This is a genomic window from Flavobacterium branchiicola (genome assembly GCF_018383905.1).
In the GTDB taxonomy this organism is placed as follows: domain Bacteria; phylum Bacteroidota; class Bacteroidia; order Flavobacteriales; family Flavobacteriaceae; genus Flavobacterium; species Flavobacterium branchiicola.
Genome location: NZ_JAGYWA010000006.1, coordinates 274,978 through 297,032, shown reverse-complemented (window position 1 = coordinate 297,032; position 22,055 = coordinate 274,978). Strand labels below are relative to the sequence as shown.

General features: G+C 33.5%; 23 protein-coding genes and 1 tRNA gene. 17 read left to right on the top strand and 7 right to left on the bottom strand.

All coding sequences use genetic code 11. The annotated features are described in order from the left end of the window. Position 1 precedes the first annotated feature (1 nt). The 4 genes from KHA98_RS16605 to KHA98_RS16590 all read left to right on the top strand — a co-directional run bounded on the left by KHA98_RS16605 (position 2) and on the right by KHA98_RS16590 (position 3,777). Positions 2–2,254, top strand: a complete 2,253-nt coding sequence (locus tag KHA98_RS16605; protein WP_213259019.1) for a multicopper oxidase family protein — start codon at positions 2–4, stop codon at positions 2,252–2,254. Between the two features lie 113 nt (positions 2,255–2,367). Beyond that, a complete protein-coding gene (locus KHA98_RS16600; RefSeq protein ID WP_213259018.1) occupies positions 2,368–2,790 on the top strand; it encodes a hypothetical protein in 423 nt (140 codons plus the stop codon). 9 nt (positions 2,791–2,799) lie between these two features. Then, a complete protein-coding gene (locus KHA98_RS16595; protein WP_213259017.1) occupies positions 2,800–3,483 on the top strand; it encodes an SH3 domain-containing protein in 684 nt (227 codons plus the stop codon). Positions 3,484–3,612: 129 nt separating this feature from the next. Continuing rightward, positions 3,613–3,777: a hypothetical protein gene (locus tag KHA98_RS16590; RefSeq protein ID WP_213259016.1), complete on the top strand. Its 165-nt coding sequence runs from the start codon at positions 3,613–3,615 to the stop codon at positions 3,775–3,777. Positions 3,778–3,892: 115 nt separating this feature from the next. On the opposite strand, the gene KHA98_RS16585 is transcribed toward KHA98_RS16590, so the two are convergent. Continuing rightward, the gene (locus KHA98_RS16585; protein WP_213259015.1) at positions 3,893–4,345 is read right to left on the bottom strand and encodes a DUF4442 domain-containing protein; all 453 of its coding nucleotides are present in this window, start codon (positions 4,343–4,345) and stop codon (positions 3,893–3,895) included. A 232-nt stretch (positions 4,346–4,577) separates the two neighbouring features. Between KHA98_RS16585 and KHA98_RS16580 the strand changes: the two genes are divergently transcribed. The 5 genes from KHA98_RS16580 to KHA98_RS16560 all read left to right on the top strand — a co-directional run bounded on the left by KHA98_RS16580 (position 4,578) and on the right by KHA98_RS16560 (position 8,942). Next, on the top strand, positions 4,578–5,057 hold the full coding sequence (locus tag KHA98_RS16580) for a DUF4870 domain-containing protein (protein ID WP_246522370.1): 480 nt from the start codon (positions 4,578–4,580) through the stop codon (positions 5,055–5,057). Positions 5,058–5,213: 156 nt separating this feature from the next. Next, on the top strand, positions 5,214–5,546 hold the full coding sequence (locus KHA98_RS16575; RefSeq protein ID WP_213259014.1) for a PadR family transcriptional regulator: 333 nt from the start codon (positions 5,214–5,216) through the stop codon (positions 5,544–5,546). A gap of 3 nt (positions 5,547–5,549) precedes the next feature. Next, the gene (locus tag KHA98_RS16570; protein WP_213259013.1) at positions 5,550–7,283 is read left to right on the top strand and encodes a PspC domain-containing protein; all 1,734 of its coding nucleotides are present in this window, start codon (positions 5,550–5,552) and stop codon (positions 7,281–7,283) included. Between the two features lie 3 nt (positions 7,284–7,286). After that, a complete protein-coding gene (locus KHA98_RS16565) occupies positions 7,287–8,021 on the top strand; it encodes a head GIN domain-containing protein (protein WP_213259012.1) in 735 nt (244 codons plus the stop codon). Between the two features lie 87 nt (positions 8,022–8,108). After that, positions 8,109–8,942: a GIN domain-containing protein gene (locus tag KHA98_RS16560; RefSeq protein WP_213259011.1), complete on the top strand. Its 834-nt coding sequence runs from the start codon at positions 8,109–8,111 to the stop codon at positions 8,940–8,942. A gap of 132 nt (positions 8,943–9,074) precedes the next feature. Here the strand turns inward: KHA98_RS16560 and trxB are convergent, their stop codons facing one another. Next, entirely contained in the window at positions 9,075–10,022 is a 948-nt protein-coding gene (gene trxB, locus KHA98_RS16555) for a thioredoxin-disulfide reductase (RefSeq protein ID WP_213259010.1), read from the bottom strand. A 254-nt stretch (positions 10,023–10,276) separates the two neighbouring features. Between trxB and KHA98_RS16550 the strand changes: the two genes are divergently transcribed. From KHA98_RS16550 to KHA98_RS16515, 8 genes are all read left to right on the top strand, one after another. After that, a tRNA-Pro gene (locus KHA98_RS16550) sits at positions 10,277–10,351 on the top strand. A gap of 16 nt (positions 10,352–10,367) precedes the next feature. Then, positions 10,368–10,652, top strand: coding sequence for a GIY-YIG nuclease family protein (locus KHA98_RS23090; RefSeq protein ID WP_379732145.1), 285 nt, complete (start codon positions 10,368–10,370; stop codon positions 10,650–10,652). Between the two features lie 328 nt (positions 10,653–10,980). After that, entirely contained in the window at positions 10,981–11,748 is a 768-nt protein-coding gene (locus tag KHA98_RS16540) for a ParA family protein (RefSeq protein ID WP_213259008.1), read from the top strand. A 5-nt stretch (positions 11,749–11,753) separates the two neighbouring features. Beyond that, positions 11,754–12,656, top strand: a complete 903-nt coding sequence (locus tag KHA98_RS16535) for a ParB/RepB/Spo0J family partition protein (RefSeq protein WP_213259007.1) — start codon at positions 11,754–11,756, stop codon at positions 12,654–12,656. Beyond that, complete coding sequence (locus tag KHA98_RS16530; protein ID WP_213259006.1) at positions 12,656–13,225, top strand: DUF5683 domain-containing protein; 570 nt, start codon at positions 12,656–12,658, stop codon at positions 13,223–13,225. Before KHA98_RS16535 ends, KHA98_RS16530 begins: the two co-directional genes overlap by 1 nt. 39 nt (positions 13,226–13,264) lie before the next feature. Next, positions 13,265–13,966, top strand: a complete 702-nt coding sequence (dapB, locus tag KHA98_RS16525) for a 4-hydroxy-tetrahydrodipicolinate reductase (protein ID WP_213259005.1) — start codon at positions 13,265–13,267, stop codon at positions 13,964–13,966. Between the two features lie 57 nt (positions 13,967–14,023). Continuing rightward, complete coding sequence (gene lepB / locus KHA98_RS16520; protein ID WP_213259004.1) at positions 14,024–15,598, top strand: signal peptidase I; 1,575 nt, start codon at positions 14,024–14,026, stop codon at positions 15,596–15,598. A gap of 100 nt (positions 15,599–15,698) precedes the next feature. Continuing rightward, positions 15,699–16,319 carry a WbqC family protein gene (locus tag KHA98_RS16515; RefSeq protein WP_213259003.1) on the top strand — a complete coding sequence of 207 codons (621 nt, stop codon included), beginning with the start codon at positions 15,699–15,701 and terminating at the stop codon, positions 16,317–16,319. A gap of 61 nt (positions 16,320–16,380) precedes the next feature. Here KHA98_RS16515 and KHA98_RS16510 read toward each other — a convergent pair whose 3' ends face one another. The 5 genes from KHA98_RS16510 to KHA98_RS16490 form a co-directional block, all read right to left on the bottom strand. Then, on the bottom strand, positions 16,381–17,427 hold the full coding sequence (locus KHA98_RS16510; RefSeq protein WP_213259002.1) for an endonuclease/exonuclease/phosphatase family protein: 1,047 nt from the start codon (positions 17,425–17,427) through the stop codon (positions 16,381–16,383). Positions 17,428–17,444: 17 nt separating this feature from the next. Continuing rightward, entirely contained in the window at positions 17,445–18,308 is an 864-nt protein-coding gene (locus tag KHA98_RS16505; RefSeq protein WP_213259001.1) for a rhomboid family intramembrane serine protease, read from the bottom strand. Between the two features lie 45 nt (positions 18,309–18,353). Then, entirely contained in the window at positions 18,354–19,166 is an 813-nt protein-coding gene (locus KHA98_RS16500) for a rhomboid family intramembrane serine protease (RefSeq protein WP_379732139.1), read from the bottom strand. Further along, positions 19,163–21,100, bottom strand: a complete 1,938-nt coding sequence (gene mutL, locus KHA98_RS16495; protein WP_213259000.1) for a DNA mismatch repair endonuclease MutL — start codon at positions 21,098–21,100, stop codon at positions 19,163–19,165. Before mutL ends, KHA98_RS16500 begins: the two co-directional genes overlap by 4 nt. Before the next feature lie 167 nt (positions 21,101–21,267). Further along, a complete protein-coding gene (locus KHA98_RS16490) occupies positions 21,268–21,951 on the bottom strand; it encodes a DUF6624 domain-containing protein (protein ID WP_213258999.1) in 684 nt (227 codons plus the stop codon). Positions 21,952–22,055: the final 104 nt, after the last annotated feature.

Here is a 22,055-nt window from a genome sequence, read left to right as displayed (position 1 = left end):
TATGAAATTACAAAATATACTAATCGTCTTTTTAATCACTATAAGTGCGCAAGCCCAAAAAGTAGTTCGATACGATCTTTATGTTCGGGATACTATTGTGAATTTTTCCGGAAAAGAAAAACGCGCCTTAACCGTAAACGGACAAATACCGATGCCAACCTTAACTTTTACTGAAGGTGATACTGCCGAAATTTACGTGCATAACGAACTTAAAAATGAAGACACTGCCTTGCATTGGCACGGATTATTTCTTCCGAATAAAGAAGATGGCGTTCCTTATTTAACTCAAATGCCTATTAAACCCGGAACAACTCATAAATATAGTTTCCCCATTATTCAAAACGGAACATATTGGTATCACAGTCATTCCGGTTTACAGGAACAAATTGGCTTATACGGTTTGTTTATTATTAATAAAAAGAAAGACGATTCAACTTTTAGAAAAGGAATTGATGATTTACCAACTGTTCCGGTAATCTTAAGTGAATGGACCGATCTAAAACCGGAAAATGTACAACGAATGCTGCACAATGCAAATGACTGGTTTGCTATAAAAAAAGGAACTACTCAGAGTTATGCCGAGGCCATTCAACATGGGAAATTTTCGACAAAAGTTACTAACGAATGGAAACGTATGAACGCGATGGATGTTAGTGATGTTTATTATGAGAAATTTTTAATTAACGGTAAAAACGAACAACAGCTTTCGCAGTTTAAACCCGGAGAAAAAGTCCGACTTAGAATTGCAAACGGCGGCGCATCCAGTTATTTCTGGCTGACTTACGGTGGCGGAAAAATAACAGTAGTTGCCAGCGACGGAAATGATGTCGATCCTATAGAAGTTGATCGTTTAATTATTGCAGTTTCTGAAACTTATGATATTGTGGTTACCATTCCCGAAGACAATAAATCATTTGCTTTTCTGGCTACAGCCGAAGACAGAACCGGATCTGCTTCAATGTTTTTAGGAAATGGCGTTAAACAACCTGTTTCCCATCTTCCGAAATTAAAATATTTCGAAGGAATGAAAATGATGAATGACATGATGAAAATGAACGGTGAAATGAATGATATGGGAATGAAAATGTCCTTAAATAAAATGGACATGAATGCCGTAATGTATCCTGAAATTTCAGGCGAAGAGGAATCTACAAAAACTGAAGATCATTCTATGCATACTATGGAAGGCATGAAAATGGACGATATGAAAATGTCGAGCGATTCTACAGAAACTGCCGAGATTACAACTTTGAATTACGGAATGCTAAAATCGCCTACCATAACAACGTTGCCAAAAGATGCTCCGGTAAAAGAACTGCGCTTTACTTTATCCGGAAATATGAACCGCTATGTGTGGAGTATGGATAATAAAGTGATTTCTGAGACAGATAAAATCTTAATTAAAAAAGGTGAAAATGTTCGAATTGTATTGTACAACGGATCTATGATGCGCCATCCAATGCACTTACACGGACACGATTTCAGAATTTTAAATGAGCATGGCGAATATTCTCCGCTTAAAAATGTGATTGATATTATGCCAATGGAAACCGATACCATCGAATTTCAGGCAAATGCAGATGGCGACTGGTTTTTTCATTGTCATATATTATATCACATGATGGCAGGAATGGGACGTATTTTTACTTATGAAAATTCAGCTCCGAATCCGTTGATTCACGATCCGAAAATGGCTTACAAAATGCTAAAAATGGATGATCGTATGTTTCATTTCATGGCCGAAAATGATTTTGCAACCAATGGAAATGATGGTGAAGCAATGTTCAGCAACACACGCTGGAGTATTGGTACAGAATGGAGACTGGGTTACAACGACAAACATGGTTATGAAACCGAAACCCATATTGGACGCTATATTGGAAAAAATCAATGGTTTATGCCGTTTATTGGTTTTGACTGGCGCTACCGAAAAATGGGAATGGATGAACAGGAGCAAAACTTGTTCGGGCAAAAAAACACCAAAGACAATCGTTCTGTTTTTAGCGTGGGAGCCGAATATACTTTACCAATGCTGGTAAAAGCACAGGTTGAGGTTTATACCGACGGAAATGTCAGAATACAGTTTGAACGAAAAGATATTCCGCTTTCCAGACGTTTACGCATGAATTTAATGTGGAATACCGATAAGGAATATATGGCCGGACTAAAATATGTAGCCACCAGAAACCTGGGAATCACAACGCATTATGACAGCGACATGGGAATTGGTTTTGGAGTTAATCTGAATTATTAATTTCTTTTTTTAACCATACAAGTGATGTAAGTTCATTTAAAATATATGCGCTGAAAACAGAATAAATTATATCTTAGTTTTTTTAACCTTAATGATTGATCTGGTAATAAAACATGAGGAAAATATATTTTGCAATGCTTCTTACATCTGCAATAACATCAACAAGCTGTGATCCTTCACAGAATATGCTTTTTACAAATAACAGTAAAAGCAATGTAAAAGTAAAATTGATAGTAAACGCTGAGGTTAAAAACGAACAATTAGATGAAATAAAAAAAGGAGATTCAATTGTTTTTAATTTAATCCCTCAGAATGCAGAAAAAAATCAAGGATTAATTTACTTTGGAAGAGGAAGATGGAATGAAGAAACAATGGTTGAGATTAGTAAATCTATAAAAAGCATTGAGATTGAAAACGAGGATAAAAAAATCATTTACAAATCGCAAAACGAAATAAATAATCTGTTCTTTGAAAACAAAAAAGGATTACTTTTTAAATCGATAGATATTACTATTGATGATGATTTACTAAATTAAACAATACCTATGAAGATTACTTTTTTCTTTCTAATGTTACTTTTAAGTAACGGATCATATGCTCAATTTGCAATAATAAAAGATAACGACGGGTATGTAAACATAAGAAGCGAAGCACAGAAAGGCAATAATATTTCAGATAAATTAGAAAATGGCTTTATCGTTTATGGTTTCGAACCCGATAATAACTGGGTTGGTATAGATTATTCCAAAAACAATAATGACAAAAGCGGTTATGTTTACAAAGACAGGATTAAGTATTTATCAGAATTCACAAAAATCCCTTTAACAAAAGAAACTCCAACAAAAGTAATTTTTCAGAAAGATAGTCTGAACATCGTTATTGAAAGCAAAAAGTTTGATTCAAAAACAGCAAAACTTACATACTCAAAAGACAAATCTTTTCTAACAAAAATTAACGGGAAAGAAATTTGGGGAACAGATGGAAATATTCCAAGAACTTCATATAAATTAATAACAATCATTATTGGCGGTAAAACTATTGAACTCCCTGCAAACGCTTATGCTGATTTATTTGAGCCTGCACTTTCTTATACAGAGATAAATTACAATAAAAAAGACGACATTCTCTACATATCTTCCAGTAATGGTGATGGCGCAGGAGGCTACGAACTTGTTTGGGTTATTGAAAAAAGAAAATATAAAGAACGAAAAATTGCTCGTGGATTTTAATTTTCTTTAAGAAACAAAGGCTTTTCTTTTATAAAAACATTAACTTTTTGTAAGAATCAACGCTGATAATTGTTACTATATTTGATTTACCAAATACAATGCTTCTAACAAAAAAACAATTAAAACAAAATGACAAAAGTAATTACAATTTTGACTGCTGCTTTATTTTCAATTGGTGTAACGGCCCAGGAAACAAAACCTGCTCCTAAAAAAGAAAAAGATAAAAAAGAATCGTGCTGCAAGAAAACATCAACAGACAAAAAAGATAAAAAATCTTGTTGCGTTAAAAAATAATCGAAATTCTATTTCAAGAAAAAAGACCTCACTTGAGGTCTTTTTTTTTATCTAGTCCTTCGAAACTTTGTCAAAGTTTAAAACTTTGACAAAGTTCTTAAGAGTCTGTATAAAATTATTTCAAACGAACGCTCCACTCAAAATCCATTTCAGAAACCTGAACGCCTTCTTCATTTGTTCCGATAGATTTCATCCAGAATGTTTGTCCCTCTCCCGTTTCTATAGTTCTTTTGATGGCGTCGGCAATTAAATGTCCGTCATTACAGGCGAATGTAATTCTTCCCGTAGCTTTTTTGGTAAAGTTTCCTTTATTGTTGGCCACTAACATCGAAATTTTTCTTCCGCTTTCCTGAATTTGAGAAATCACTAAAGCCCCCGTTGTCAACTCTGCCGCCATTGCCTGAACTGCAAAATACATAGAGTTAAAAGGGTTTTGATTGATCCATCTGTGTTTAACACTTACAACACAACTTTCTTTGTCGATTGCTTTTACACGTACACCGCAAATGTATGCCGATGGTAATTTGAATAATACAAATTTATTGAGTTTGGAAACTGAAACTGCCATGTGATTTTATTTTTTTATGTAAAAATACAAAAAAACTATGCACGCACAATAAATTCGTAATACTTTCCAAAATACCCAGTAAAATCAGCTACTCAGAATGATTTTCAAGGAATTACCACCTACTTACAAATTTAAAACTTGTTAAAATTTTGTTAATATATGGTACTATGCAAAACAAGATACTGTCTTTTAGATATATATTTGCATAAGAAATTACTATATACTTTTAATCATGGAAACAACAACGCCACTCATCATGGAAACAACATCAGAAAGAAACACAGCTGCGTTTACGCATTTAAGTACATTAAGCCAGTACATTATTCCGTTTGGGAATTATATTTTCCCAATTATAATCTGGTCGAGCTACAAAGACAAATCAGAATTTGTAAATCACCACGGAAAACAAACTTTGAATTTTCAATTGAGTTTATTGCTTTACACTTTGATTTTAGCTTTAATCGCAATTCCGATTTTTTTAACTGTCGTATTGCAAAACATTCCAATGGAAGTTTTTTTTAACGACGACAATTATACAATTAGAAACTTTGATTTTCAGGGAAACATTCCATTATTAAGTATTGGTGCAACAGCCGTTTTACTTTTCGGAGTTTTAAAATTTGTTGAATTCTTTTTAGTGATTTATGCTTCAATAAAAGCTTCAAACGGAGAATTGTACAAATATCCTTTGACAATCAATTTTATAAAGTAAATAAGAAAGGGCTTCGACTTCGCTCAGCCTGACATAAAAAATTAAAAGTTATAGTCGAAACAATCAATCATCAATAACAGTTTCGAAATCAATCATCAATCAATCATCATCAATCAAAAAACGAATTGTTCAATCTAAAAAAAACAAAATGAAATTATGAACATTGAAAACACAAAAGCACAGATGCGCAAAGGTGTTCTTGAGTTTTGCATCTTATCCGTATTAAAAGAAAAAGACGCATATACATCTGAAATATTAGACACCTTAAAAAACGCCAAATTATTAGTTGTTGAGGGCACTGTTTATCCGCTCTTAACCCGATTGAAAAATGACGGTTTGCTTAATTATCGATGGGAAGAATCAACCTCAGGGCCACCACGAAAATATTATGGATTAACCGAGATAGGACAAACATTTTTAAACGAACTTAACGGCACCTGGACAGAATTATCTGATGCCGTAAATCTAATCACCAATCAAAATCAATAAGTCATGAACAAAACAGTAAATATTAACTTAGGCGGTATGTTTTTTCACATCGATGAAGACGCATATTTAAAATTGACACGCTATTTTGACGCTATAAAACGATCATTGAACAATTCATCTGGACAAGATGAAATTATTAAAGACATCGAAATGCGTGTTTCTGAATTATTAACAGAAAAACAAAAAAGTGAAAAACATGTTGTTGGCTTGAAAGATGTTGACGAGGTGATTACAGTGATGGGACAACCGGAAGATTACAGAATCGAGGATGAAGACAATCAAAATCAATCGTTTAATAATTATGGTGCAAGAAAACACAAAAAATTATATCGTGACAAAGAAAAAGGTATGATTGGTGGTGTTGCAACAGGTCTAGGACATTATTTTGGAATTGATGCTGTTTGGATTAAAATCATATTCTTAGTATTTGTTTTTGCAGGTTTTGGAACAGGAATCTTGGCTTACTTTGTACTTTGGATCGTGACTCCTGAAGCAATTACAACTTCAGAAAAACTGGAAATGACAGGAGAACCGGTTACAATTTCTAACATCGAAAAAAAAGTTCGTGAAGAAATTGACTCATTGTCTGACAAGTTCAAAAACGCAGATTATGATAAAATGGGAAACCAGGTAAAGTCGGGAGCTGAGAGAATAAGTAGTTCATTTGGAGACTTTGTCATGACGGTTTTTAAAATATTCGCTAAATTTTTAGGTGTAATTTTAATCATGGCAGGAATTACCACTTTAATATTATTATTGATTGGAGTGTTTACTTTAGGATCAAATGTATTTATTGATTTTCCTTGGCAAAACTTTATTGAAGCAGGAAACTTTACAGAATATCCGCTTTGGTCTTTTGGATTATTGATGCTTTTTGCTGTTGGAATTCCATTTTTCTTTCTAACATTATTAGGTTTTAAATTGTTATCTCCAAACTTAAAATCAATTGGAAATATTACAAAATATACCTTGTTAGCAATTTGGATTATTGCCATTGCGATTGTAATTAGTATTGGAATCAAACAAGCCACCGAAATATCTTATGATAATAAAACGGTTGAGAAAAAAGCGATCAACATTAAACCGACAGATACTCTTTTTGTAAAATTCAGGTACAATGATTATTACGCAAAAAGTCTGAATCACCATAGAGAATTTGAATTTGTTCAAGATTCTGCAAACCATGATCTAATCTATTCAAACGATGTTCGCATACATGTTTTGCGTACTGACGAAGCTTCTCCTTATATGCAGATTGAAAAAAGTGCAAGAGGAAATTCATTAGCAAGTGCAAAACAAAGAGCCGAAAAAATTAATTACAACCTTCAGATTAACGGAAATCATTTGATTTTAGATAATTATTTTCTGACAGATGTAAAAAATAAGTTTAGAGGACAAGAAGTTGATGTATATTTGTATCTGCCGGAAGGACAACTTTTTAAACCAGATTCATCGATACAAGATTATGACGATTCTGAGAATGATTTTTTCGACTTACACTTTAGTGGTAACTATAACTATAAAGTAGAAGGTTCTAAAATAAAATGTTTAAACTGCCCGGCAGATGAAAACGAATACAATGACAATGATAATGACTATAATGACGAGAACACTATCGACAACGATACTGTAAAAGAAGTTTCGATTAAAATTAATGGAAAAGAAGTTTTAAACGGAAAAAAAACAAACGGAAAGCTAACCACTGATAAAAACGGAGTCATAATTAAAATTAACTAAACCATGATAAAAATAATCATTCATATTACGAAATTTATAATTGCCACTATTACTGCACTATTGTTTGCTTCTTGTAACTTTAACATGAATGCCATTGAAGGAAGCGGAAATGTAACTACGGAAAAAAGAACTGTTCAGGGCGATTTTAAAAATATATCAGTAAGCAATGCAATTGACCTGGTAATCGAGCAATCTGATTCGACCGAAATTAAAGTTGAAGCTGACGATAATTTACAAAAAGAAATTATTACAAAAGTGGAAAACGGAACATTAGTAATTTCATGTAAATTCAATTCATACCGAAATGTAACCATGAAAAAGGTTACAGTAAAAATGCCGAAAATTGAAAAAATAGAAGCATCAAGCGCTTCATCTGTTCACAGCAAAAATGTACTTACAGGCGAGAACGTTCAGTTAGAAGCTTCAAGTGCAGCGTCTATGGATGTTAATGTAGAGTCGGATAATATTGCCTTGGATTCTGATAGCGGAAGTTCTATAAATATTACAGGAAAAGCCTTAAAAGTAAAAACTTCGGTATCAAGCGGAGGATCTATTGAAGCTACAAAATTACTGGCAAATGATATCGATGCAGATGCGTCAAGCGGAGGAACTGTAAGTGTTCACCCAATTGTAAGTCTTAAAGCTCAGGCAAGCAGCGGCGGAAACATTAGTTATGACATTACGCCTAAAACTATCGAGAAAAGTCAAAGCTCAGGAGGAAACATTAATAAAGGCTAAACCTTATATATGTGTTAAATATAAAAGAAATCATTCACCCAAAGTGGATGATTTCTTTTATATTTGTCAAAATCAAATCTAGAATTAATGAAAAAAAGTACTGCCCTGTTCCTATTATTATGTATTACTACATTAACCTTTGCTCAAAAAAGAGAAAAAGTAAAAGGAACTAAGATTGTAACCACATCTATAAAAGAAGTGGAAAGTTTTGACGGACTCGAAGTAGATGACAATTTGGAAGTTTACCTGGAACGTGGCGAGAAAAACGAAATAAAAATTGAAGCCGATGATAACCTACACGATATTGTTGGTATGGATTTACGAGATAAAACGTTACGTTTATATACCTCTAAAGAAAGTACTATTTTTAAAAAATTAACTGTTCATGTTATTTATACTGGTACTCTGAATAAAGTTATTGCAAAAAATGAAGCTGTAATTTATGCCATTCAGGAATTAAAATTAGACGATATTACTTTTAATAGTGTTGATTATTCAAAACTCTTTTTAAATGTTAATGCAAAAAAATTCAATCTAGTTTCTGATGACAAATCAAGAGCTGAAATAAATCTAAAAGCAGAAGATGCAAGTATTCAATTAAGCAAAAATGCCGCAATTAAATCATTAGTTTCTGCTATAAAATTCAAATGCGATTTATATCAAAAAGCAACCGCAACAATTGAAGGTATTGCTGAAAAAGCAACGATTCGTCTAGATAATAATTCAATCTTTACAGGAACAAAATTCACTTTAAAAGATGCTAATGTAACGGCTGAGAATTATGCAGTGGGTACAATTTTAGCCGAAACTACACTTTCGCTTGCTGTTGGAGACAAAGCAGAACTTTCCCTTTTTGGAAATCCGGCCATACAATTAACCCGTTTTTCTGAAGAAGCTAAATTGATGAAGAAGATAAAATAATTTTTGTTTCAGGTTTTTCAAGTTTCAAGTTTCACATAAAACAAAAAGTCCCTTTCGTTGAAAGGGACTTTTTGTTTTTATATAGTTAGGCTAACTTGAAACAAAGAAAACCTAAAACCTGAAACTAAAAATTTAGTCTTTTGAAGCCAAATATCTTTCAGCGTCCAATGCAGCCATACAACCTGTACCCGCAGCAGTAATCGCCTGACGGTAAACGTGGTCTGCAGCATCACCCGCTACAAAAACACCCGCTACATTTGTATTAGAAGTTCCGGGAGTATTAATAATATACCCTGTTTCATCTAATGTGATGTAATCTTTAAAAATATCTGTGTTTGGTTTGTGCCCAATTGCAACAAAGAAACCAGTTGCAGGAATTTCGATAACTTCACCAGTAGTTTTGTTTAATGCTTTAATAGCATGAACTACCTGATTATCTCCTACTACTTCAACAGTATCGTGGTTCATTAAAATCTCGATATTCTCTGTTTTACGAACACGATCTTCCATGATTTTTGAAGCTCTGAATTTCTCACTTCTTACCAACATAGTAACTTTTTTACAAAGTTTAGACAAATAATGTGCTTCTTCACAAGCAGAATCTCCTGCTCCAACAATCACAACTTCTTGATTTCTGTAGAAAAATCCGTCACAAACTGCACAAGCCGAAACTCCACCACCCATGTTTAGGTAATGTTGCTCTGATGGTAATCCTAAATATTTAGCCGAAGCACCTGTAGAAATAATTACAGTTTCACAGTGTAATTCGATTGTATCATTAATCCAAACTTTATGAATATCTCCTGAAAAATCAACTTTAGTAGCCCATCCATCACGAATATCAGCACCAAAACGTTTTGCTTGTTCCTGTAACTGAATCATCATTTCCGGTCCTGTAACACCATCAACATATCCAGGAAAATTTTCTACTTCATTTGTTGTAGTCAACTGACCCCCAGGCTGCATACCTTGGTATAAAACCGGATTCATATTTGCTCTGGCTGCATAAATAGCCGCAGTATAACCTGCCGGGCCAGAACCTATAATAAGGCATTTAATTTTTTCGATTGTATCTGACATAATGTGTATGTTTTTTTTGTGTTGCAAATGTAACCTTTATTATAAAAAATAACATCTAAAATAAATCTGAAATAACTATCCGAAAATAAGTTTTATTTATTTTCATTTTTTTCTTTTCTAAATGAAATTTATTTCTATCTTTGCAACCGCTTTCGGGCACTACAACAAAATACATCTTCGGGGTGTAGCGTAGCCCGGTTATCGTGTCCCGCTCTAAGGCGGGAAGACCACAGTAACAATCATAAGCAAAGCTACGGGGTGTAGCGTAGCCCGGTTATCGCGCCTGCTTTGGGAGCAGGAGGCCGCAGGTTCGAATCCTGCCACCCCGACAAAAGCCGAACAGAAATGTTCGGCTTTTTCATTTTAATTCCAAGTCTTATGTTTTTCGTTTATATTCTCTATAGCAGTACAAAAGAAAAGTTTTATATCGGTCAAACAAATGATATTGATGACAGACTTAAAAGACATAACAGTGGACAATCATTATCTACAAAAAATGGAATACCTTGGAAGCTAGTTTACAAAATCCAGACCAGCTCACGATCTGAGGCGGTTAATCTAGAAACCAAAATAAAAAAACGTGGCGCAAAAAGACATCTTCAAGATATTAATTTTGAGTATAAATTGTAAAACCAAAAGGTTATCGCATCCCTACAAAAGTCTTTTCATTTTTTCAAATGACATTTTTTCCACTACAATCTAATCTGCTATTTTATTTTGAACCCGGATTTAATATTTAAGCACTTTTTTCTGATTAAACGATAAACTAGTGCTTTTTAAACAAAAAGAAGAAGAAAACAGCACAAAATTTTCTCACTATTTTTTTACAATTTCCAAAATTAAATTCTTGGAAACACGCACCATACCACGATTAATCGAACTTTCTTAAATGTTAACAAAATAGATTTTCAGAAACCATAAATAATTGTATTTTTACGGTTCAAAATTCAGAAAATAAATGGGCAAAATCATTGCTATTGCTAATCAAAAAGGAGGCGTTGGAAAGACTACTACATCAGTAAATCTTGCTGCCTCATTAGGTGTTTTAGAGAAAAAAGTATTACTAATCGACGCTGATCCTCAGGCCAATGCTACATCTGGTCTTGGAATTGACGTAGAATCAGTTGAAACAGGAACTTATCAAATTCTTGAACATACTGTAACACCAAAAGAAGCCATTTTAAAATGTACAGCTCCAAATGTTGACGTGATCCCTGCTCACATTGACCTTGTTGCGATCGAAATTGAATTGGTTGACAAAGAAAACCGTGAGTATATGCTTAAAAAAGCATTGGAAGAAGCAAAAGAAGAATATGATTTTATCATTATCGATTGTGCTCCTTCTTTAGGTTTATTAACCTTAAATGCTTTGACAGCTGCAGATTCAGTAGTTATTCCTATTCAATGTGAGTATTTTGCACTTGAAGGATTAGGAAAATTATTGAACACTATAAAAAGTATTCAAAAAATTCATAACCCTGATCTTGATATCGAAGGATTATTACTTACAATGTATGATTCAAGATTACGTTTATCTAATCAGGTTGTCGAAGAGGTTCAAAAACACTTTAACGACATGGTTTTTGAAACCGTTATTCAGCGTAATGTAAAATTAAGCGAAGCACCAAGTTTTGGAGAAAGCATCATTAACTATGACGCAACAAGCAAAGGAGCAGTTAATTACATTAATTTAGCTCAGGAAATTATAAAGAAAAACAGCAAATAGTTTTTATGACAAAAGCAATTAAAAAACAAGCCTTAGGAAGAGGATTATCAGCATTACTAAAAGATCCGGAAAACGACATTTCATCAGTAGAAGACAAAAATGCTGATAAGGTTGTTGGAAATATTATTGAGCTTGAAATAAGTGCTATCGAAATAAATCCATTTCAGCCAAGAAGCAATTTTAACGAAGAATCATTACGCGAATTAGCCACTTCTATTAAAGAACTTGGTGTGATTCAACCTATTACTGTTCGTAAATTAGACTTCAACAAATATCAGTTAATCTCTGGAGAGCGTCGTTTGCGTGCTTCAACTTTAGTTGGACTAACTCACGTTCCTGCCTATATTCGTATTGCTAATGACAATGAGTCTTTAGTAATGGCTTTGGTTGAAAATATTCAGCGTCATGACTTAGACCCAATCGAGATTGCACTTTCTTACCAACGTTTAATTGATGAAATTCAATTAACACAAGAGCAAATGAGTGAGCGCGTTGGAAAAAAACGTTCTACGATTGCCAACTATTTACGTCTTTTAAAATTAGACCCGATTATCCAAACTGGTATTCGTGACGGTTTTATTAGCATGGGACACGGTAGAGCAATTATCAACATTGAAGATTTAGATGTTCAGACTGATATTTACCAAAAAATCGTAAGCCAGAACCTTTCTGTTCGCGAAACTGAAGCTTTAGTTAAAAATTACCACGAAGGACAGCAGCCAAAAGCAGAAGGAAAGCCAAAAGCAGATTCTTCTTTTATGGTTAGAGAAACACAAAAAAATTCTTTTAACGATTATTTTGGTTCAAAAGTTGATATCAAAGTCGCAGGCAACGGAAAAGGAAAGATTACAATTCCTTTTAGTTCTGAAGCTGACTTTAACAGAATTATAAAATTAATAAACGGATAGTGAATAAGATTGTCCCCATAAGTTTATTGTTCTTTCTAATAGGAACCGTTTCTCTTTTTGCTCAGTCAAAAGAAGAAACGGTTTTGGTCGCTAAAGACACTACCAAGTTAGAAGAAATAGACCCGCTGACACCAGCAAAAGCAGCATTTTACTCTGCAATTCTACCAGGATTAGGTCAGGCTTACAATAAAAAATACTGGAAAATTCCAATTGTATACGGTGCTATTGGTACCAGTTTATACTTTTACATAGACAACAACAAAAAATACCACGATTATCGGGACGAATACAAACGTAGACTCGAAGGTTACGGCCCGGGAACTGGCGGTAAGTACGACTATCTAGACGACAGCAGACTTATTGCCGGACAAAAATTCTATCAGAGAAACAGAGATTTATCTGCTTTATTTGTTGTTGGTTTTTATGTCTTAAACATTATCGATGCCAATGTTGATGCGGCATTGATTCAATTCAACGTAAACGAAAGATTATCATTACGTCCGGAGATTTATCCCGCCGATGTAACTTTTAAACCAAATGTTGGACTAACTTTTAATTATCATTTTTAAATAGTTTCTTTCTATTTAAAATTAACAAACACTTACAAAATGAAAATTGCGCTTTTAGGATACGGAAAAATGGGTAAAGTAATCGAAAGAATTGCTTTAGAAAGAGGTCATGAAATTGTTTTAAAGAAAGACGAATTCAACACATACGACGGACTTTCAACCGCAGATGTCGCAATCGACTTCAGTATTCCAACTGCAGCCGTTGACAATATATCAAATAGTTTTAACGCAAATGTTCCTGTTGTTTCAGGAACCACAGGATGGTTAGAACATTATGATGAAATGGTAAAACTTTGTAATGAAAAACAAGGTGCATTTATTTCAAGTTCTAATTTTAGTTTAGGCGTTAATATTTTCTTCGAACTTAATGAGTATTTAGCTAAAATAATGGCTCAATTTGATTCTTATAAAGTTACAATGGAAGAAATTCACCATACTCAAAAACTGGATGCACCAAGCGGAACAGCGATTTCATTAGCAAAAGGTGTTATTGAAAACAGCAATTATAACAACTGGACTTTAGAAGAAGCTGCTAAAAATGAAATTCACATTGAAGCAAAAAGAATTGGCGATGTTCCGGGAACTCACACCGTAACTTACGACTCAGTTGTTGACAGTATCGAATTAAAACATACTGCTCACAATCGTGAAGGTTTTGCCTTGGGAGCTGTTATTGCTGCTGAATGGATTGTTGGAAAAAAAGGAATTTTCAGCATGAAAGATGTTCTAAATTTAAAATAAACTGATAGAGTTTAAGAGCAATTAAAATCTTAAACCTAAAACTATAAACAAAATATTATGACACTATATCTTTGGTTCGTATTTTTCTTAGCAGTACAGATTATTCATTTTCTGGGAACCTGGAAACTATATCAGGCAGCAGGAAGAAAAAGCTGGGAAGCTGCAATTCCGGTGTACAACGCTATTGTTTTAATGAAAATAATCAGCCGACCAACCTGGTGGACTTTACTTCTTTTCATACCAATTATCAACTTAATTATGTTTCCGGTAGTTTGGGTAGAGACATTAAGAACTTTTGGCAAAAAAACAACCTTAGACACTATTCTTGGAATTTTTACATTTGGATTTTATATCTATTATGTAAACTACACTCAGAAATTAGAATACAACGCTAATAGAACGCTCACTCCTGAAAACAAAACCGCAGATACAGTAAGCTCTCTTCTTTTTGCCGTAATAGTAGCAACTTTAGTACACACTTACGTTGTACAACCTTATACAATTCCGTCTTCTTCATTAGAAAAATCGTTATTAATTGGAGATTTCCTTTTTGTAAGTAAATTAAATTATGGCCCTAGAGTTCCTATGACTACTGTTGCTTTGCCAATGGTTCATGACACGATCCCGTTTGCCAAAATTAAATCGTATTTGAGCTGGCCACAATTGCCTTATTTAAGACTTCCTGCTTTTGAAAAAATAAAAAACAATGATATTGTAGTATTCAACTGGCCTAGAGACACAGCATATAACATGTACATTCCTGCCGATAAATTTTACTACAAACCAATTGACAAAAAAACCAATTATGTAAAACGTTGCGTTGGTATTCCAGGTGACTCATTACAAATTAAAAATGGTATTGTTTTTATAAACGGAAAAGAATTAATATTACCAGAAAGAGCCAAACCTCAATATTCTTATTCTGTTGGTTATGACGGAAAAACACCTATTGATTTCGAAGCCCTTTTAAAAGAATTAGACATTACTGACGGAGCCGGTTTTACTGGTAAAAACAGAGATACTCTTTATTTTAGAGCATTAACTCAGGCAAGTGTTGACCGATTAAAAAGCACACCAGGAATTACCGGTGTAAAAAGAGAAATCGTAAAAGGTCCTGAAGATGGTATTTTCCCGGATTATCAGGACGGAAAACCATCTACAACAAACAACTGGAGTTGCGACAATATGGGACCAATTTACATTCCGCAAGCTGGAAAAACAGTTGCTTTAAACACAAAAGTATTGCCTTTATACAAAGAAATCATCTCAAACTATGAAGGCCATAAATTAGAAGTCAAAGATTCTGAAATCATAATTGACGGAAAACCTGCAACAACCTATACATTCCAGAAAAACTATTACTGGATGATGGGAGACAATCGTCACAATTCACTTGACGCTCGTTATTTTGGATACACTCCGGACGATCATATTGTTGGAAAACCAGTTTTCATCTGGATGAGCTGGGATACTAACGGCAAGGGAATTAATAAAATCAGATGGAACAGGGTATTCACTACTGTAGACGGTGAAGGACAACCGCAATCTTACTTTAAATATTTCTTAATTGTTCTGGCTCTTTATTTCGTTGGAGATTTTGTCTGGAGAAAAATAAAAGAAAATAAAGCTTAAATAAAAATAGTCAAACGTTTGAAAGTCTAAAGTCATAAAGTCAAGCTTAAAAACTTGTTTTATGACTTTTGACTTTTGACTTTAAAACTTTAGACATACAATGAATTCTATACTACTTCCTACTTATTTCCCTTCAATTAGTCACTTTGCAGTAATGGCGCAATCTGAAACTATTACTTTTGAGATGGAAGATAATTTCCAGAAGCAGACCAACAGAAATCGTACTTATATTTATAGTCCGAATGGAATTCAGCTATTAAACATTCCAATAAAACATTCCAAAAATGCTTATCAAAAGACGAAAGATGTTTTAATTGAAAACGATTTTGACTGGCAGAAACAACATTTCAAATCCCTTGAAGCCGCGTACAGAAGCTCTCCTTTCTTCGAATTTTTCGAAGATGACATTGCGCCTGTTTTCGAAAAAAAACACACTTATTTAATGGATTTAAACCTCGAAGTATTTGATATTGTTACAAAGTGCCTTCGAATGAAATTAGAGTTCGGAAAAACTACCGAATACTTTCACGAACTGGAAAACGTTTCTGATTTCAGATATTTAGCAAACGGAAAAAAAGATCCAAATACTTTTGAAAAATACACCCAGGTTTTTGATGACAAACATGGTTTTATCAACAATTTAAGTGTTCTTGACCTGATGTTTAATGAAGGGAAATTTGCTGTAGATTATCTAAAAACACAAAAAATAATAGGCCTTTAGTTTTATTTTTTTTGATTTGGAATTTGGAATTTAAAAAATTTGGAATTTATTTATTTTAGCTTTACTCCATTGAAAGCCTTGTCATTATTGGATAATGATCAGAATTTTCAAAATCAGGAAAACTTTCAAACTGTTTTACTTTCATCGTATTGTCAGTAAAAATATAATCTATTCGCGCCGGATAATATTTAAACTTATAAGTCGCACCAAAGCCTTCTCCCGCCTCTTCAAAAGCATCTTTTAGTTTTCCTTTAATGTTTCGGTAAACATATGAAAAGGGGCTATTATTCATATCGCCACAAATAATAATCGGGTTTTTACATTGCTTAATATTGTCTCTGAATATCTCAGCCTGTTCCTGCTGTTGTCTAAATCCTTTACTTATTCTTGAGTAGATAAGCTGAGACTTTTTCTTATTTACATTATCAATATCATTCGAAATCTCATTCACATCCGGCGAGATTTTAATAGACTGCAAGTGCATGTTATATACACGTATAATATCTTTACCACGCTTTATATCAGCGTAAATAACATTATTATCCGAATTAGGGAAGATTATATTTCCTTCATATAAAATTGGAAACTTAGAAAAAATTGCCTGTCCGGTTTTAATTTTATTTCCATCAATAAAAATATAACGATGCGGATAAACCTTCAGGTCAATATGAGCCGAATTTGAATATTCCTGTATACATAAAATATCAGGATCTTTTTCGTCTATAAACGCCTTGATCATCTCCGGGATATCATCACGATCCAGCCATTTAAAAACATTAAAAAGACGAACATTATAACTCATTACAGAGAAATCTTTTTCTTCTTTGACATAGTCTTTTGCAGAGAACTTGTAAAACTTACTGATAAAAGTAATTCCTGTAAGCAAAACCAACCCAGATAAAATAAGCCTTTTTTTAAACTGAATTGCCCAGTAAACAAAGAAGAACCCGTTTAACACAAAAAAAGCCGGCATAAACAACGTAAGCACCGATAAAAGCGGAAAGCTCTTAGGTGCTAAAAAAGGTAAAACATAAACACTAAATGTAAGCACAGTTAGTACTATGTTCAGAAAGAACATTATTTTATTAAACCACGAAAGGTTTTTCATATTATTGCCTAAAAGGATTATTTTCCAGCTTTAAATAAAAACTCTTTTTCTTCTTTTGTCAGACAATCATAGCCAGACTGACTAATCTTATCCAAAATCTCATCAATTTGTTGTTGCGTTTTGTCTTTTGTTACAATTCTTGATGTTACTTTTTCTGTAGGTTTTTTGTAATTCTTATGAACTTTTGTAAATGGGGTCGTTGGGGATTTTCTGAAAAGATTAGTAAAAAAGTCTAATACTTTTGAAACAATGATACTTAAATCTGTACCATTTTGAAGCAATTTTATAAATATAAAACCGAAAAATGCTCCGGCTAAATGCGAAATATGTCCGCCCATATTTTCAAGACGGAACTGCATTAAATCTAATATTAAAATTACTCCGGTTATATGCCAAAGTTTCACATTCCCAAAAAGGAATAAACGAATATTCATTAAAGGCTGATAGGTCGTTACAGCAACTAAAATTGCCATAATTGCAGCAGAAGCTCCAACTATAGAAGCTGAATTTCCTAAAATATAAAAACTTAAGGCAAAAACAATTCCTGAAAAAATTGCACCTAAAATATACAAACCTAAATATTGCTTTTGAGTAAAAAACGTTAAAAACAAATTACTTGCAAAATTTAAAACCATCATATTGAATAGCAAATGCATAAATCCAAAATGAAAAAACGCATACGTTAAAAACGTCCACGGCTTAAACATAAAAACCTGTGGGTCTGAAGATAATGCCAACCAATTTGGGTAATTAAAACCTCCACCGGAATACTGATAGAAAAAAACTAAAGAAATCAAGAAACAAGCGACATTCCAATAGATAACGCGCATTGCTATACCACCCAATCTATATTGCAGTTTTAAATCGTCAAGAATATTCATAAAGTCTTCTTTTGGTTTTTAAAGTTAATTAATTAAAGTTAAAAATTAATTCCAACGATTGTTATTAAACTGAGTTTTTTTCCAGTAAAGCATCATTAAGAAACCAGTTATTGCACCACCAACGTGTGCGAAGTGCGCAATTCCTGTTCCACCGCTTCCAAACAGAGAACTTCCTTTGAATCCTAAAAATAAATCTATTGCTAAAATTCCCGGCACAAAATATTTTGCTTTAATTGGAACAGGAATAAACATTAGTCCTAACTGTGCATTAGGAAACATAAACGCAAAAGCCGTAAGTAATCCATAAATTGCTCCGGAAGCCCCCAAAACAGGAGACTGAACAATTGCACTTGCCTGTGCCAAAGAATTAAACTGCTCTTGTGTACAATGCGCTTTATTTAAAATAGTTGCAATCTCACCTTGTACCATTTTTCCGCTTGCATCAAATAAAGATGGATAATCCGCATTTAAAATTAAATGCAATTCTGATTTAGAAAAATTCAAATCAGATACCGAGCTTAAAAGTGATTGTAGCTGCAGGTAATTTACTCCTGTATGCAATAAGGCTGCTCCAAGACCGCATGAAATATAAAAGAATAAGAATTTTCTACCTCCCCAAAAATGCTCTAACGCAGATCCAAAACTGCATAATGCAAACATATTAAATAAAATATGAGCAAAATTTGGCAATTTGGCGTGCATAAACATATGAGTAAAAAGCTGCCAAACCCTAAAACTATCGCTTTCAGGATAAAAAAGCATAAAATAATCATACGTAATCGGCACTAACTGAGAGCCGATAAAAAATATAATATTAACTATAAGAAGTTGTTTTACAACTGGGGTCATATTCATCATAAGGCAAACTTTTTATCTATATCTTCAACACGCATCGTGATAAAAGTAGGTTTCTGAAAAGGTGATATATTTGGATCTTTGCAAGCAAACAAACCGTTTACTAAATTATCTTGTTCTTTTTCGGTTAAATAAGATCCTGTTTTAACCGCTAAACTTTTTGCCATTGATTTGGCTATCGTATCATTCTGACTGTAACTGCTCGCCGGAATTCCGTCCTGCAAATCACTTAACAATTGCTCAATTACCATAGAAACTTCACTCTCGGTAATATTTACAGGAATTCCCGAAATTACAACATGATCTGTTTTTGCTTCATCAAACACAAATCCGGTAGTTTCCAATGAAGGTTTTAATTCTTCAATTAATTCCATTTCTGCTGCCGAATAAAATAAATCCAGCGGAAAAAGTAATTGCTGACTTGAAGCCTGATTCACTGTCATGTTCAAAAGGAATTGCTCATACAAAATACGCTGATGTGCACGTTGCTGATCTACAATCACCATTCCCGATTTAATAGGCGAAACAATATATTTTTTATGAATCTGATACGTTTTCTGACTTGCTTGTTCTACCTCATCATCATTAAACAAAGAAGAGGTTACTTCTTCATTTTCAAATGTAAATGGTGAACTCTCGATACTCTCTGTATTTTCTACATCCAGACCAACATACAAACTTTCCCAGCTTGTTGTAGGCTCAACTCTCTTAGAATAACCGGAATAAGAAGAACCAGAAGACGACGATCCGGATCCGGAACTATATGATGAGCCTGATCCTGAGCTATAGCCCGAAGCAGCCTTTGTATAATGTTGATTGGTTTTATCGTCTGTAAACGGATTAAAGCTTCCATCAACCTGAATGGTTGGCGTTTCGGCTTCTAAATCTTTATAATGATAGGGCGTATCTAAATTTGCATCTCTTTCAAAATCCAAAACCGGAGCCACATTAAATTGTCCTAAACTATGCTTTATAGACGCTCTTAAAATGGCATACAAAGCTTGTTCATCATCAAACTTAATTTCTGTTTTTGTCGGATGAATATTGATATCTATTGTATTTGGCGGAACTTGAAGAAACAAAAAGTAACTAGGTTGCGAACCATCTTTCAAAAGTCCGTCATAAGCCGCCATAACAGCATGGTGCAAATAACCACTTTTTATGAAACGATCGTTTACAAAAAAGAATTGCTCCCCTCTGTTTTTCTTTGCAAATTCAGGTTTACAAACAAAACCCTGAACATTTATTATTTCTGTATCTTCTGTAACCGGAACTAATTTTTCATTTGTTTTACCGGACATAATCCCAACAATTCGTTGGCGATATCCCGCGGCAGGCAAATTATACAATTCACTTCCGTTATGATAAAAACTAAAATGAATGTTTGGATGTGCCAAAGCTACACGCTGAAATTCATCCATAACATGACGAAACTCAACTGTATCTGATTTTAAGAAATTACGACGCGCCGGAATATTAAAAAATAAATTTTTAACAGCAAATGAAGTTCCTTTTGGTAAAACGGCTACTTCCTGCGAAATAAATTTACTTCCTTCGATTACAATATGCGTTCCTAATTCATCCTGATCCTGTTTTGTTTTCATTTCCATATGTGCAATCGCAGCAATAGAAGCCAAAGCCTCACCGCGAAAACCTTTTGTATGAAGCGAAAACAAATCCTCGGCCTGGCGAATTTTTGACGTAGCATGGCGCTCAAAACACAAACGCGCATCTGTAACCGTCATTCCCTGACCATTATCAATAACCTGAACCAAAGATTTGCCGGCATCTTTTATAATCAACTTGATATCAGTTGCCTTTGCATCAACAGCATTTTCTAACAGTTCTTTTACAACTGAAGCGGGTCTTTGAACCACTTCTCCAGCAGCAATCTGGTTAGCAACGTGATCAGGAAGTAATTGAATAATACTCGACATTAAGTAAAAACAGTTTTAAAGTTTACGGTTTTGAATAAAAACCAAGAAGCACAAATTTAGTGAATTTTGATTGTGTTTTAGAATAAGAATTATCATAAATAAAACAAAAAGCACAACCACTTAAAAAACAGAAAGATTGCCATTAAAGGCGCGGAAAATCGAAAGAATTAGTTCATTTTTTCAATCTCTTTCAGCGTATAAACTTTATATTCCATCCCCATATCTTTCGCATTTTCTTCAACCGTAGTTTTAAAACCTGCTTTTTTTCTTCGCTCATTCACTTTTTCAGGATTTTGAATTGGAGAAACATACGAGAAAAACTCTTTTTTTCCAGTTTGCTTATTTGTTATCTGTTTCCCCTGTCCTTGCGTTCCATAAAGTTGCTCTTTTCCCTGCTGTGTCAGATAGCGATCCTGCATTGTTGCGAAATTTGTAAAAGGGATTTCTCCTTTTTTAGCTTCTTTCTCAATCATAGGCAAATAATTACCAATTTTAGAACTATGCTGAATAACATACCAAGCAGAAATATTTGTTGGCTCACCAACCAGAGTTTTTCCGGGATAACCATGAAGTTTAATTATTTCTTCAATCTTAATTAAATTAAGAGAATCTTGTTTCTGCATTTCGAGCCAAATACCCTTTCTAAAATTCGGATCATTTTCACGACCGAGTTCTTTTACTATTTCTTTTTTTCGACTTTCTGAAGTATCAAAATTGACATATTCCCTAAGAATTTGATCCGATTTCATAATTGAATCTAATTCTGCTTTAAGCCCTTCATTAATCTTAGACTGAGCATTAAGCGCACTAAAACATGAAATAAAAAAAATAAACAGTAAATGTTTTTTCATAAGAATTTGGTTTTGTATCCTTTCAAATGTAATACAAATCTTAATCATCTCATTCTTAGCAAAATCACAAAAAAAGCATAAAAAAAACCTATACCATCTAGCAG

Bases quoted from the DNA above. Each gene is read 5' to 3' on its own strand.
- KHA98_RS16605 (WP_213259019.1), top strand. From the start codon at position 2: ATGAAATTACAAAATATACTAATCGTCTTTTTAATCACTATAAGTGCG.
- KHA98_RS16600 (WP_213259018.1), top strand. From the start codon at position 2,368: ATGAGGAAAATATATTTTGCAATGCTTCTTACATCTGCAATAACATCA.
- KHA98_RS16595 (WP_213259017.1), top strand. From the start codon at position 2,800: ATGAAGATTACTTTTTTCTTTCTAATGTTACTTTTAAGTAACGGATCA.
- KHA98_RS16590 (WP_213259016.1), top strand. From the start codon at position 3,613: ATGACAAAAGTAATTACAATTTTGACTGCTGCTTTATTTTCAATTGGT.
- KHA98_RS16585 (WP_213259015.1), bottom strand. From the start codon at position 4,345: ATGGCAGTTTCAGTTTCCAAACTCAATAAATTTGTATTATTCAAATTA.
- KHA98_RS16580 (WP_246522370.1), top strand. From the start codon at position 4,578: ATGGAAACAACAACGCCACTCATCATGGAAACAACATCAGAAAGAAAC.
- KHA98_RS16575 (WP_213259014.1), top strand. From the start codon at position 5,214: ATGAACATTGAAAACACAAAAGCACAGATGCGCAAAGGTGTTCTTGAG.
- KHA98_RS16570 (WP_213259013.1), top strand. From the start codon at position 5,550: ATGAACAAAACAGTAAATATTAACTTAGGCGGTATGTTTTTTCACATC.
- KHA98_RS16565 (WP_213259012.1), top strand. From the start codon at position 7,287: ATGATAAAAATAATCATTCATATTACGAAATTTATAATTGCCACTATT.
- KHA98_RS16560 (WP_213259011.1), top strand. From the start codon at position 8,109: ATGAAAAAAAGTACTGCCCTGTTCCTATTATTATGTATTACTACATTA.
- trxB (WP_213259010.1), bottom strand. From the start codon at position 10,022: ATGTCAGATACAATCGAAAAAATTAAATGCCTTATTATAGGTTCTGGC.
- KHA98_RS23090 (WP_379732145.1), top strand. From the start codon at position 10,368: ATGTTCGGCTTTTTCATTTTAATTCCAAGTCTTATGTTTTTCGTTTAT.
- KHA98_RS16540 (WP_213259008.1), top strand. From the start codon at position 10,981: ATGGGCAAAATCATTGCTATTGCTAATCAAAAAGGAGGCGTTGGAAAG.
- KHA98_RS16535 (WP_213259007.1), top strand. From the start codon at position 11,754: ATGACAAAAGCAATTAAAAAACAAGCCTTAGGAAGAGGATTATCAGCA.
- dapB (WP_213259005.1), top strand. From the start codon at position 13,265: ATGAAAATTGCGCTTTTAGGATACGGAAAAATGGGTAAAGTAATCGAA.
- lepB (WP_213259004.1), top strand. From the start codon at position 14,024: ATGACACTATATCTTTGGTTCGTATTTTTCTTAGCAGTACAGATTATT.
- KHA98_RS16515 (WP_213259003.1), top strand. From the start codon at position 15,699: ATGAATTCTATACTACTTCCTACTTATTTCCCTTCAATTAGTCACTTT.
- KHA98_RS16510 (WP_213259002.1), bottom strand. From the start codon at position 17,427: ATGAAAAACCTTTCGTGGTTTAATAAAATAATGTTCTTTCTGAACATA.
- KHA98_RS16505 (WP_213259001.1), bottom strand. From the start codon at position 18,308: ATGAATATTCTTGACGATTTAAAACTGCAATATAGATTGGGTGGTATA.
- KHA98_RS16500 (WP_379732139.1), bottom strand. From the start codon at position 19,166: ATGATGAATATGACCCCAGTTGTAAAACAACTTCTTATAGTTAATATT.
- mutL (WP_213259000.1), bottom strand. From the start codon at position 21,100: ATGTCGAGTATTATTCAATTACTTCCTGATCACGTTGCTAACCAGATT.
- KHA98_RS16490 (WP_213258999.1), bottom strand. From the start codon at position 21,951: ATGAAAAAACATTTACTGTTTATTTTTTTTATTTCATGTTTTAGTGCG.